General features: G+C 33.8%; 12 protein-coding genes. 8 read left to right on the top strand and 4 right to left on the bottom strand.

Going from position 1 to position 13,533, the window contains the following annotated elements:
* Window positions 1-2: 2 nt before the first annotated feature.
* From Q0829_RS11030 to Q0829_RS11015, 4 genes are all read right to left on the bottom strand, one after another.
* The gene (locus Q0829_RS11030) at window positions 3-851 is read right to left on the bottom strand and encodes a sulfurtransferase (protein WP_298542504.1); all 849 of its coding nucleotides are present in this window, start codon (window positions 849-851) and stop codon (window positions 3-5) included.
* A 3-nt stretch (window positions 852-854) separates the two neighbouring features.
* Window positions 855-1,310: a nuclear transport factor 2 family protein gene (locus Q0829_RS11025; RefSeq protein WP_298542502.1), complete on the bottom strand. Its 456-nt coding sequence runs from the start codon at window positions 1,308-1,310 to the stop codon at window positions 855-857.
* Between the two features lie 105 nt (window positions 1,311-1,415).
* Entirely contained in the window at window positions 1,416-1,661 is a 246-nt protein-coding gene (locus Q0829_RS11020) for a VF530 family protein (protein WP_298542499.1), read from the bottom strand.
* Between the two features lie 63 nt (window positions 1,662-1,724).
* Window positions 1,725-2,720 (bottom strand): NAD(P)H-dependent glycerol-3-phosphate dehydrogenase, encoded by a 996-nt coding sequence (locus tag Q0829_RS11015; protein WP_298542496.1) that lies wholly within the window; start codon window positions 2,718-2,720, stop codon window positions 1,725-1,727.
* Window positions 2,721-2,934: 214 nt separating this feature from the next.
* On the opposite strand from Q0829_RS11015, the gene Q0829_RS11010 reads away from it, so the two are divergent.
* The 8 genes from Q0829_RS11010 to Q0829_RS10975 all read left to right on the top strand — a co-directional run bounded on the left by Q0829_RS11010 (window position 2,935) and on the right by Q0829_RS10975 (window position 13,530).
* On the top strand, window positions 2,935-3,858 hold the full coding sequence (locus Q0829_RS11010; protein WP_298542493.1) for a nicotinic acid mononucleotide adenyltransferase: 924 nt from the start codon (window positions 2,935-2,937) through the stop codon (window positions 3,856-3,858).
* A gap of 258 nt (window positions 3,859-4,116) precedes the next feature.
* On the top strand, window positions 4,117-4,326 hold the full coding sequence (locus Q0829_RS11005) for a hypothetical protein (RefSeq protein ID WP_298542491.1): 210 nt from the start codon (window positions 4,117-4,119) through the stop codon (window positions 4,324-4,326).
* Window positions 4,327-4,534: 208 nt separating this feature from the next.
* On the top strand, window positions 4,535-5,074 hold the full coding sequence (locus tag Q0829_RS11000) for a 3-hydroxyanthranilate 3,4-dioxygenase (RefSeq protein WP_298542488.1): 540 nt from the start codon (window positions 4,535-4,537) through the stop codon (window positions 5,072-5,074).
* Window positions 5,075-5,081: 7 nt separating this feature from the next.
* Window positions 5,082-5,993 carry a hypothetical protein gene (locus Q0829_RS10995; RefSeq protein ID WP_298542486.1) on the top strand — a complete coding sequence of 304 codons (912 nt, stop codon included), beginning with the start codon at window positions 5,082-5,084 and terminating at the stop codon, window positions 5,991-5,993.
* 255 nt (window positions 5,994-6,248) lie between these two features.
* Window positions 6,249-7,802 carry an aldehyde dehydrogenase family protein gene (locus Q0829_RS10990; protein WP_298542483.1) on the top strand — a complete coding sequence of 518 codons (1,554 nt, stop codon included), beginning with the start codon at window positions 6,249-6,251 and terminating at the stop codon, window positions 7,800-7,802.
* Window positions 7,803-7,906: 104 nt separating this feature from the next.
* The gene (locus Q0829_RS10985; RefSeq protein ID WP_298542480.1) at window positions 7,907-9,295 is read left to right on the top strand and encodes a trehalase family glycosidase; all 1,389 of its coding nucleotides are present in this window, start codon (window positions 7,907-7,909) and stop codon (window positions 9,293-9,295) included.
* A 60-nt stretch (window positions 9,296-9,355) separates the two neighbouring features.
* On the top strand, window positions 9,356-9,730 hold the full coding sequence (locus Q0829_RS10980) for a hypothetical protein (RefSeq protein ID WP_298542478.1): 375 nt from the start codon (window positions 9,356-9,358) through the stop codon (window positions 9,728-9,730).
* Window positions 9,731-9,819: 89 nt separating this feature from the next.
* Window positions 9,820-13,530: a T9SS type A sorting domain-containing protein gene (locus Q0829_RS10975; protein WP_298542475.1), complete on the top strand. Its 3,711-nt coding sequence runs from the start codon at window positions 9,820-9,822 to the stop codon at window positions 13,528-13,530.
* The last annotated feature ends 3 nt before the right edge of the window (window positions 13,531-13,533 follow it).

The following is a 13,533-nucleotide window of genomic DNA, read 5'->3' as shown; positions in this document are numbered from 1 at the left end:
GATTAACATTCGATCGGAACACCTTCTAATTGGCCCCATTCAGTCCAGGAACCGTCATAAATCCAAAGATTGGTATATCCAGAAAGTTTAGCTGCTAGTAAAATGATGCAAGCAGTAATACCTGAACCGCAGCTAAAGATCAGTTTTTTATTTTCAATATCAAAATCAGCAAATAGTTTAACAAGTTCTTTAGTTGGAAGCATTTTTCCATCCTGTAAAACTTTGGTGTAAGGAAGACTCATCGAATTAGGAATATGCCCACTTTTTAAATCGGACCTTGGTTCAGAGAGAGTACCTTTATACCTTCCATAAGAACGGGCGTCAAGAATTAGAGAGTCTGAACTGTTCATTTCAAATAAAACATCCTTAGCATTTACAGTGCGTTTGGAACGATCGTTTATTTTAAAATTTCCTGTTGGAAATATTGATAAATCACCTTTGTTTTCAGTAGGTAAGCCTTGATGGATCCATTCCGGAAGACCACCATCAAGCACAGCTACGTCGTCATATCTCATTATTGTAAACATCCACCAAGCTCTTGGGCTAGAATATATATCAATTGTATCATAAATAACAATTTTAGAGTTAGAATTGATTCCTAAATTTCTACAACTTTTTTCAAAATGATCGGCAGATGGAAGCATATTTGGTAACTCCGATTGTTGATCAGAGAAGACTTTTTTGATATCAAAAAATCTGGCACCAGGTATTTTCAGATCTTGTTTTGACGATTCTTTAGAGGAAGTCACTTTCTTTATACTCGCATCCAAAATGATAAGATCAGGATGGTTTATGTTTTTTGAGAGCCAGGCTACTGATACTATCGGTGTTGGAAGTTCTAATGCAGCCATTGTTTATGATGCTTGAAATTTATCAAGTAATCTATTAGTTTGTTGGTGTAGTTTTTTCTTAAAAAAACTAGTTCCGCCAAGTAATTTACCTTTCCAACCAATGGCTTGCGAAGCCCATCTATGAAGATTAAAATGATCCGTATGTTTTATGATTTTACCATCCTTGAACTCAAATTCTGCATCTATACTATTATGGACGGATCTTCCGGTTTGACTAAAAGTATACCACGCCTCCCAATGGGCTGACCCTTTTTGATCATCTGCTTCAATTTTAGAGAATTCTACTTTAAGATTTTTCCCATTTTTACAAAGCATCTGCCACATTTTTTTAGCTCTTTCACCTTTAAGTTTTCCAAAACCAGGATCTTCAAAAACGATGTCTTCGTGATAACAGGAAATCATTTTTTCTGCATTTCGTTCACTCAAACCTGTATAAAATGTTTCAATAAGTTGTTTCATGTTTATAAAATTACAAAGAAATAAAGCTTTATACGAAGTCCTTTTCTATAATTCTGAAAATTTACTTAAAGATATTATAATACCCATTTTTTGTATCACTTACTTCTATTCTTTTCTTTTATCAAATTCCAGATATAGGTGTTCCACTTTATCTCTTGCCCATGGTGTTTTTCTTAAAAACTTAAGGCTAGATTTAATCGAGGGATCATTTTTAAAACAATTAATGGAAATTTTATTAGCCAATTCTTCCCATCCATAGTGGTCTACTAACAATTCTAATATAGTTAACAACTTCATCCCATGTAGTGGATTATTTGGTTGTTTTTTGCTAGTATTCCCTTGATTGTCCATTATTGAATTATTGATTAAAATATTACCTCTTCTTCAATTGGTTAGAGTTTTCGGATATATGTTTTAATCTAACTTATCCGCTAGTTTTTTAAAAACTTTCTTTGGATTCTTATTTTCATACAATACATCATGAACTGCATCAATGATTGGAGTACGGGTACTACTAGTTGCATCCAATTCATAAGCCGTCTTGGCAGCATAATATCCTTCAGCCACCATATTCATTTCCATTTGTGCACTTTTTACTGTGTATCCTTTACCAATCATATTACCAAACATACGATTACGAGAAAAAATAGAATATCCAGTAACCAGTAAATCTCCCAAATATGCAGAATTATTGATATTACGTTTCATTTTATGAATCTTCTTAATAAAACGTTTCATTTCACGAATAGCATTACTCATCAATACACTCTGAAAATTATCTCCATATCCTAATCCGTGGGCAATTCCTGCAGCAACGGAATAAATGTTTTTTAATACAGCTGCATATTCAGTTCCAATGATATCGTCACTAACTTTACATTTAATATATTCACTACTTAGGTTTTTGGCTACAATTTCTGCTTTTGCTTCATCATTAGAAGCAATGGTTAAGTAAGAAAGGCGTTCGAGTGCTACTTCTTCTGCATGACACGGACCGGTAATCACCCCGATATTATCAAAAGGAATATTATACACATCATGAAAATGTTCACCAACAATTAATCCAGTTTCCGGAACAATTCCTTTAATGGCAGAAAAAATAACTTTATCCTTTAAAGGAGCAGTAAGTTTTTGTAATTCAGTATGTAAGAATGCAGAAGGAATTGCAAAAATTAGATAATCTGCGTATGCTACGGCTTCATTGATATCATTAGTAAGCTTAAGTTGATCCATCTTAAACTCTACAGAACTTAGATAGTTTGGGTTGTGTTGTTGCCTTTTTAGGTGTTCTAAAGCATATACACTTCTCATATACCAACCTACCTCATTCAGATTTTCAGTAAGCATTTTTACGATAGCTGTAGCCCAACTACCACCACCGATTACGGCAAATTTTAATTCTTTATCCATGTAAAATGATTGTGAGTTCAAAAATAAGCAAAATACCCCTCAAAATAAATACCTGATAATCAATTTAATATGTTTTTGGCACGCGTTTTGGTTTCTATTATTCGAAATGAGCCATTACAATATGTATATGCAAAACTAAATATTCGATGGCGAATTCTATCTGACACTTAAAAAACAATAAAAGGAGCAGATAAAATTGAAAAACACTTAGCTTATGAAGACTTTAAAATTACTTTCGGCTTTTTTCTTGGGTTCAATACTTTTAACTTCCTGTGTAGCAGAAGTTGTAGTAGAAGATGATGTATTTATCGAAGAACCTTCAATTACTTTAAATGAGTTATTAAACACATACGAAATATGGTACGTAGATATAGAGCGTACACAAGGTAATGGAGAGATTCCTTTTCTTCAGAAAGCGTTTACTGTTTCTTTTAAAAATGGAACTTTTTATGCCAACAATAATCTAGTGGGTATTGGAAGTAACGGAAACGGTTTTGGTTTAGATGTTGGGTTTTATAACACTTTTGGTATGGAAGTAGATATTAGTCATGACATAGATGGAACATATAGTCTTGATGTAATCCAATATGGGAATAATGAGATAAGATTGTATGATGGGGTTACTGATACCAGTTATTATTTGATAGGATATCAAAGAAATACATTTGATTATGATAGAGTATTTTATGATAACATTCATTACTTCTTGCATGAATATGTAACATGGGAAAAAGTATATACTAGTGAGTTTGGAGCACTAAATGAGTTTGATAACGAAAATTATTTACAGTTTTTGTATTACGGATCAGGAGATAATTTTAAAAGTTCAGAAGATGTTAACGTGTCCAATATCAACGATGTATACTACGATTATACCGGGTATTATGGGGTAGAAGATGTTGCTAATAATTTCTATATGAAAAATTTAACACTTGATTACGATTATTTGGGCAATGAATATTTCGAGTTGACCGTTATAAATGATAGTAAGATAGAATTATTACATCCTGCTTCGGGAACTATCTATGAATTTGTAGGTAGAGGATACCTACAGTTTAAAAATTCTAAAAATGGAAAACCATCGCAGAATGATAAGAAAAGATTAAAAAAAGCTGATTTTATGAAGCTTACAAAATAAAACAAGTCGCACTAGACGATATAAATTTTTTTGGTTGGTTATTTAGTTGGAAATCGCTCTACAGGAGAAATCTTGTCTGAGCGATTTCTTTTTTTTAGTGAGATAGTATTTTGTTTTTGTAAAATGCATAATCGACCTAATTCCAAATTTATTTATGAATCCTTAAAAATGTTTAAACACTTGATATTGAGGTTTTAATTTTTAATAGTATGGGGAATTAATGTTATCTTTAATACCATAACAAATCAATTTAACATTATGCTTAAAAAAATTTTAAACATCGACAAGAGTAAAAAACTAAGTAAGAATGAACAAAAATCTGTAACAGGAGGAGGTTTCCCATTTTTTGAATGTTGTGCTTGTGTTTTCAGACCTGGAAACAGCCCGTATCCAATATTCATCACGCAATCTTGTTCAGATCCATGCCCAACAGATGGAGATCTAGAATATGAAGATACTGGTTGTTGAATCTAAAAATAAGCGAACTTCGGTTCGCTTATTTTTTTTAGAGTAAACTGTCTCTTGGTAAGCCTCTGAGGTATTAGATCGAGAATTAATTTAGATTTCGAAACAAGCCTCGGAACATTTAAATCTCAATTATCGAGTAAGATTATTTTAGTTTTTAGAAAGATTCACTACCATTTCCTTAATTTTATATTTCAAAAGATAAAAAGATATGGCAATCCAGAAACCCTTCAACCTTAACAAATGGATTGAGGAAAATAGAGATACATTAAAACCACCAGTTGGTAATAAAAATTTATATAAAGAAGCAGGAGATTATATAGTTATGATTGTCGCTGGCCCGAACGCCAGAAAAGATTATCACTACAACGAAACCGAAGAGTTATTTTATCAATTAGAAGGAGAAATCGAAGTTCACATTCAGGAAGATGGTGAAAAAAAGACTATGAAATTGGGCCCTGGAGATATGTATCTGCATCCTGCAAAAGTACCTCATTCTCCAGTTCGCCACAAAGACTCAATTGGACTTGTAATTGAAAGAAAACGAGCTGATTTAGATGCAGAAGATGGATTATTGTGGTTTTGTGACAACTGTAATAATAAATTACATGAGGTATATTTTAAATTACATGATATTGAGAAAGATTTTTTAAAACACTTTAAAGACTTTTATGGCAGCAAAACTTTAAGAACGTGTAATAAGTGCGGAACAGAGATGCCAGTAGATAAACGATTTGTAATAGAAGAGTAGTACATATATGATATATAGAATATTTCTAATTGTATTTTCTTTTTCAACATATGGTCAATTGAGTGATGAAAAAATCAAAGTAGAAGATTTTAATAAAGACACTGTTAGTGACACATTGAAAATAGGAAGAGGATATGTTCAAATAATAAACGGAAAAACCAAGGACAAACATGAGCTTTCTGATTATGGATGTATTTGCGACATCAAACAAGTAGTTTCTATACCATCTGAATTAAATAAAATAGAGAATAGACTTTTTTTGGAAGTAATGAAAGAAGAACTACTTCCTAAACAAAGAAATGAGTCAGATCCCTCATTAGAATGGATGATTAAAGGCGCATTTTTAAATACTAAATTAGAAGATAATCTCTTTTTTACTCAGGTTTACGATCCCCAGGTCTCTTGGAATACTGGGAACTATAAGAATATTGATAGTTATTATATCGAAATTAAAGGAGATACCCTAAAGAAGCTTGTTCCTTTCTATAATAAGTCAGACCAGTTAGAAGAAAATACAAAAGGTTTTTTAGTGTACTATGCCCATAATCATTATCGTAATCAATCTGGAGATAGCATAACCTTAATAGATAAAAACGAATTGTATACAATATCTCGTACTTCTCACGGAGTAATTGCAGAAAAAGATAATTCGTATAAGTGGTTATTTATTAGTGACTATCCTCTTACAGGAGGACCAGAAAAGCTAAGATGGGAATCAATAAAAAATGTAACACTTTTTGATTCATACATAGTAGTTGAACAAAGTTTGCCTCCGGACACACTTAAGCAATTTTTTGTAATTAATATTGAAACTGGTATTTGTGGATTGTTGAAAGAAGATCTTGTAGAAAACAAAAAATACGTTCATATATTAGAAGATATTTTTGCAGAACTCGAAAAGCATTATATCGAAAAATAAAGCTCATTAAACTATTTAATAAATGAGTATAGATATAATCAAAAATATAAACGTAAGATTACTTTGATGAATACGTAGTTTTCTCGTCAATAAATAAAAATCAATTTAATCTAAAGAGTCTTATTTTGTTAGAAGATTGATTTTTTTAGGAGGGATTTTTTGAAAAATCATTCAAAATAAACTTTATAATAGATCAAAATTTAATATATCTGTAAAAGACAGTATCTTTACGATCTTAAAAAATAACTAAAAAACATGGCAGCTATAGCAACAGATTTTGGAATAGAGGAAGCATTAAAGCAATTAGGTGTTTCTAACCTTAATAAAGGAACTTCTACAGGTTCTGATTGGTTTTCTAATGGAGAAGAAATCTCATCTTTTTCTCCTGTTGATGGTGAATTGATTGGAAAAGTTACTACCACAACAAAAGATGATTACGAAAAAGTGATATCAAAAGCACAATCAGCTTTTAAATCATGGAAATTAATGCCAGCACCTCTTAGAGGAGAAATCGTAAGACAGTTTGGAGAAGAATTGAGGGTTTTAAAAGAGCCACTTGGTAAACTTGTTTCTTATGAAATGGGTAAATCGTATCAAGAAGGATTAGGAGAAGTACAGGAAATGATTGATATCTGTGATTTTGCCGTAGGACTATCAAGACAGTTGCATGGATTAACGATGCATTCTGAAAGACCAGGACACAGAATGTATGAACAATATCATCCACTTGGAATTGTGGGAATCATTTCTGCATTTAACTTTCCAGTAGCAGTTTGGGCATGGAATACTGCTTTAGCCTGGATCTGTGGAGATGTTTGTGTTTGGAAGCCAAGTGAAAAAACACCGCTTTGTGGAGTTGCTTGTCAAAATATTATTGCTAAAGTTTTAAAAGATAATGATCTTCCAGAAGGAATTTCTTGTCTTATCAATGGAGATTACAAAGTAGGAGAGATGATGACTACTGATAAACGTATTCCCTTAATTTCTGCAACAGGATCTACCAGAATGGGTAAAATAGTTGGAGCAACTGTTGGACAACGATTAGGTAAATCATTACTGGAGTTAGGTGGTAATAATGCAATCATTGTAACGCCTGATGCAGATATTAAAATGACAGTTATTGGTGCTGTGTTTGGTGCAGTAGGAACTGCAGGACAACGATGTACATCCACAAGAAGATTGATTATTCACGAATCAATTTATGATAAAGTAAAGAACGCAGTGGTAGACGCCTATAAGCAATTACGTATAGGAAATCCATTAGATGAAAATAATCATGTAGGTCCTTTGATCGATAAAGATGCTGTAAAAGGATATCAAAATGCTTTAGAAAAAGTAGTTGGAGAAGGCGGAAATATTGTTGTAGAAGGAGGTGTGCTATCTGGAGAAGGATATGAAAGTGGATGTTATGTGAAACCAGCAATAGCAGAAGCTGATAATTCATTCGAAATTGTTCAACACGAAACATTTGCACCAGTATTATATTTACTAAAATACAATGGTGATGTAGAAAATGCGATTGATGTTCAGAATGGTGTAGCGCAAGGGTTATCTTCTGCTATTATGACTAATAATCTTCGGGAAGCAGAAAGATTCTTATCTCATGCTGGATCAGATTGTGGAATTGCTAATGTAAATATAGGAACTTCTGGTGCTGAAATCGGAGGAGCTTTTGGAGGAGAAAAAGAAACCGGTGGAGGAAGAGAATCTGGTTCTGATGCTTGGAAAGTATATATGCGTAGACAAACTAATACAATAAACTATACAACTGAATTGCCTTTAGCTCAAGGGATTAAGTTTGATTTATAGATTACAATATTATAAATAAAAATGAAAAGCATTCTTTTTATCAAAAAAAGAATGCTTTTTTTAATAATAAAATAATTGTGTAAATTCCGGAAAATTAGGAACCCATGAAAAGAAGGGATTTTGCAAAAAAACTCGGAGCAAGCGCAGGAGCAATAGGCTTAGCTGGAGTATATTCGTGTAACGATGAAACAATCATTCCAGATCCTGTTAAAGAATCCGATTACCCTTCTGAATTTAAGGTTACTAAGGAGTTATCAAAAAGGATGTATGATAAGGCTTTAGAAATTACAAAATCTAAAGTGCGTGGGGGGAATACAGAAATATTCTTCAAAAAACCATTTATTGATGCGGCGTTTTCTCAGAATATCTTTCTCTGGGATACTTGTTTTATGGTTTGCTTCGCAAAATATCATTTAGACGAGCTTCCAGTATATCAGGCTTTGGATAATTTTTATAACAGGGTTGAGGACGATGGATATATTTGCAGAGAATATCGAAATGATGGTACACCACTTTGGTCAAAAGATCATCCCGTATCGATAAACCCACCTTTATTGGCATTTGCTGAACTAGAGATTTATTCAATTTCGAAAAATAAGGAACGTTTAAAAAAAGTATATCCTATTCTAAAGAAAAACTTTGAGTTTTTAGTAAAAACGTACCAAACGGAAGATCATTTATTCTATGCTGATACTTTAGGAATGGGGATGGATAATATCCAGCGATATCCTGAGCATTGGGATAATAATGGCAATGGACTGACTCATCATGAATTGGGCGATAAGCTCGGAAAAATGGATGCGACCAGTGAAGAAAGACTCAATACTTTTATAGCGGAATATCCTAATACGTTACAAGGAGTATGGAATAAGCAAGGTAGACTAGTAGATTTCTCTTGTCAGATGGCTATGGTAGCTGATCAACTAAAGACTATTGCAGAACTAATAGGAGAATTAGGAGATATACAAGAATATAATACTATTCATAATGCAATTAAAAAAGCAATTAATGAACTTTGCTGGAATGAGAAAGATGGTATTTATTATGATTTGGGATTTGGACAACAAATAAGGCGTAAACATATAGGTATGTATTGGGCATTATTAGGGAAAATTGTTCCAGATAGTAGAATGGAAAAGTTTTTATCGCATTTAGAGAACGTAAAAGAATTCGGAAGAAAAACTCCATTACCAGCACTATCTGCAGATGATCCCGATTATAGAGGTTGGGGCGATTACTGGCGTGGAGGTGTTTGGGCGCCAACATCGTATATGGTTCTAAAGGGTTTAACGGTATGTGGACAACATAAATTAGCCAAACGATTAGCAAAAAAAACATATAGTTCTGTAGCAGAAGTATTTGCTGCTACCGAGACTTTTTGGGAAAACTATTCTCCGGATCTAGTTTCTTATGGAATGCCTGCAAAAAAAGATTTTTGTGGCTGGACAGCTCTTGTTCCAATAGCAATTTTTAATGAATATATATCTTCGTAAAAATAAAGACGCAACCACAACCTTATAATTGCATCTTTACTATAAATATGTAAAAGAGATATGAAGAAATTAATTTTAATTCTTTTAGTAATTTGTTCAGCCTGTAACATAGATGAACAAGATACATCAGACCCTGTTTTTTGCACGACAGAGGCGATACCTGGACTAGAAATTACTTTAACAGATAGTACTAGCGATATGTTTTTAGTTACCGGGATTACTGTCGTAGCGAAAGATAATAACTATACAGAAACACTTCAGCTTCTACCTGATTCTAATACATTTGTGGGAGCTTATGAGCGAACAGGAACCTATATTATAACGGTTAGTGGTAGCGGTTATGAAACATTTACTTCCACTATTCCGATCATTGTAGATAAAGATATCTGTCATGTGATCACTGAAAGTAGAGAAATTATGCTTCAACCTAATTAATAAAATAGTATAATATTTTGATAATATTTTAACAACTACTTTGTATTTAATGAGTTAGATTTGGTGTTCACACAAAACCAACTCATAATATGTATACAATTCTACGATGCCTCCAAAGAGGTTTTTGTGTTTGCACATTGGTTTTTACAACCTATTCTGTGACTTCTCAAACACAACAATTAAACACGAGCGCTGATCCAAAACCTGTTAAAGGACATCATTTGTACAAACAAACAAAAATGTTTGATAGTAAGACAGGTTCTACAGATGCAAAAACACCCCTTGAGCAGAAAGGAGACAATGCTATTGAACGATCAGAGTTTGAGTTTGCTCGTTTAAAAAACCCTTACACTGGAAAAATTCCTGATGGTATTAGAAAAGCAGAACTTCAATTCTCTGATAAAATCAGTGTTGGTGATGATTCACAAAAATCACTGGCAGCAGTTCCAAAATCTGGAAAGATTGGTGGATTTTCTTCCTGGAAAAACAGAGGGCCATTTAACGTAGGTGGTAGAACTCGTGCTTTAGCTATTGATCGTACAAATGAAAATGTAATTCTTGCAGGAGGTGTTTCTGGAGGTCTTTGGAGATCTGAAAACGGAGGACAGTCTTGGAGGAAAGTGACAAGGTCTTTTCAGAGTCCTAGTATTACAGCAATTGTACAAGACCCAAGACCTAGACATAGTTTTACTTGGTATTATGCATCAGGTGAGCGTTCAGGTAATTCTGCAGGAGCAGGTGGTGCTTTTTATCAAGGAACGGGGATATATAAATCACGAGATGGTGGTCGTACCTGGGAACTCCTTAGAGCTACCGTGAATGAAGATGTTGGTATTTTTTCTGTGGATGCTCCTTTTGATTTGATTAGTTCTATTGTCGTAGATCCTACCAATGGGGATATTTATGCAGGAACAATAACTGGTATTCAGAGATCTCAAGATGGAGGAAATACATTTACAGAGGTACTATCAGGTGGGTTTGATACTTTTGCGGAAGTGACCATTTCTTCTACAGGACAGTTGTATGCAACTATGGATTCCGGTAGCGCCCCAAATAATGGTTATTTTACCTCTGCAGATGGAGATACCTGGACAGAAATTACTCCAGATTTTTTGCCTGAGGCATATGGTAGATCTGTTATGGGGATAGACCCATCAAATGAAGATATTGTATATTTTTTCACCGCAAATCAAACTCAAGGTATAGCTTCGCCAGCGTTTTTACATAGATATAATGCATCTGAAGAAGAACCTTGGACCGATCTTACAGCGAACCTTCCTGGAGATATTGGTTCAAGAGGTGGAACTTTTAATATTCAAGGTGGATATGATATGGTGGTTAAAGTAAGTCCTTCAGATTCTAATTTAGTTTTTGTAGCTGGAACAAACTTATATAGATCTACAACAGGGTATACAACTCCAGCAGGAGCAGGAGATTGGATAGCTGGATACAGTTCTTCTACACCAGAAGCATTTAATTTGTATACTAATAATCATCCAGATCAACACGCTCTAATATTTTATCCGTCTAATCCAAATAAAGTGTTAACAGGTCATGATGGAGGAGTATCTGTAACTGAAGATATTACAGCTGTTAATCCAGGAGAACCAGTAACTTGGACTTCTTTAAGTAATGGATATTTAACTACACAGCCTTATCATGTGGCATTTGATCCAGAACCAAATACAGATGATTTAGTGGCTGGATTCCAAGATAATGGAACGTGGTTTACGAATTCTACTGATTCTGATGCTATTTGGCAATCGGATTTTGGTGGAGATGGAGCTTATAGTGCAATTGCTGATAATGGAAGAACTCGCTATGTTTCTTCTCAAAGAGGAAACGTCTTCAGATTTAATTTTGATGAAGAAGGAGTTTTTCAGTCATTCTCTGCGGTAGAGCCTGCAGGAGCTACTGGTTTTGCTTTTATTAATCCATTTATTCTTGATCCAAATAATGATAACATTATGTATATGCCGGCAGGAAGTTCTATTTGGAGAAATAACGATCTTGATGAATTGCCTTTATTTACGAATACAAATGCAACAGAAAACTGGGTAAATCTTACAAATACTATAACACCAGATGGATCTACTATAACTGCTTTAGAAGCTTCTAGATTTCCCGTAGCAAATAGATTATACTACGGTACAAATTCAGGAATTATATTTAGAATGGATAATGCTAATATAGATAATCAACAGGTAGTAGATATATCAACAGGAAAAGGATTACCTACTGGTTTTGTTAATGATATTAATATAGATCCGTCTAATACAGATCGTGTTATAGTTACATACTCTAATTATGGAATTCCAAGCTTATTTATTACAGAAGATGGTGGTGATTCTTGGACGAATATTAGTGGTAATTTAGAAGAAAATGCAGATGGAACCGGTAACGGACCTTCTGTTAGAAGTACAGCTTTCTTAGGAGGAAGTGTAGGAGTTGCAGGTTCAAGGTTACAAAGAATATTTGCCGCAACGAGCACAGGTCTATATTCTACTAGAAGATTAAATGGACAAAATACTGTATGGAGAAAAGAGAATTTTGCTATAGGTAATGCAGTAACTGATGAGGTAGTTACTAGAAAAGATGGATTTATAGCAGTTGCAGCTCACGGAAATGGTTTGTTTAGTGCGCGTTTTCCTATAAACGCTAACCCATTACCAGAATCTTCTTTAACTACTACATTTTTGTTAGATGATTTTGGAGTAGACGAAAATAGCGAAGAAACAGTAATAGATATTACAGGTTTGTTTGTTCAATCACAGGGATTACCTATTGAAATCGAATTGACAAATTCTAATGAGGAATTAGTAACTGCAGTGTTATCTGGTAATACGCTAACATTATCTTATGCTTCTGATGCGGTTGGTGCTGCTTCTATTGGGTTGATTGCCACATCTGGAGAAGAACAAGTTTCTGAAGGTTTTACAGTGACCGTATCAGAACCGTCAATTTATGAGCAAACGAACTCTCAAATAGGAACATTACCATCTCAGAATTTCTTGGATTTTGGAGGATTAGCACAATCAGCGGATGATTTTACCGTGCCCGAAGGAAATACTTGGAATATTGATAGAGTATTGGCATTTGGAGGACTTCGAGGGACTCCTTCTTTTGACAGTGTAACCATAGTAATTTTTACGGATGATGAGGGGTTACCAGGAGATGAAATCTATAATAGCGGTGGTATCACACCAATATCAGAGCTTGATAATTCAAATTTAAATATCCTCTTGCCAGAAATTGTAACCCTGCAGAGTGGTAATTATTGGATATCGATATATGTAAATCTTGCTTTTAATCCTGGTACAAACCAGTGGTTTTGGGCTTCACAAGATAATGTTATAGGAGAAGAAACGCAGTTCAGAGATGCAGCTAATATTTTTGGATTAGGAGCAACAGATTGGTCAACAGCTTCTTTAGTGTTCGAAAGAACACCTTTAGATCAAACGTTCCAAATTTTTGGTGATATTATTGGCTCTGATATAGAACCTATTGGTCCTGAAGTAGAAGTTCCATTAACTACACTAGATTTTGCAAAAGATATTGCTGTATATCCTAATCCATCGAGTAATGAATTTTTCTTTAATCTTGGAGATGCTATTTCGAAAGCAAGTAAAAGAGTAACCATCAATATCTTTAATAGTACAGGTAACTTAATACATACCATGGCTGATATTAATTCTAATACTAATATTACCTGGGATGCATCAAGTTTGGCATCTGGATTATATTACGCAAAAATCTCAGGAACAAACACCAATACTGTTGTTAAATTATTAAAGAGATAGAAT

Source organism: uncultured Aquimarina sp. (assembly GCF_947492405.1).
Taxonomy (GTDB): Bacteria; Bacteroidota; Bacteroidia; order Flavobacteriales; family Flavobacteriaceae; genus Aquimarina.
This window is presented reverse-complemented; position numbering and strand designations above follow the sequence as displayed.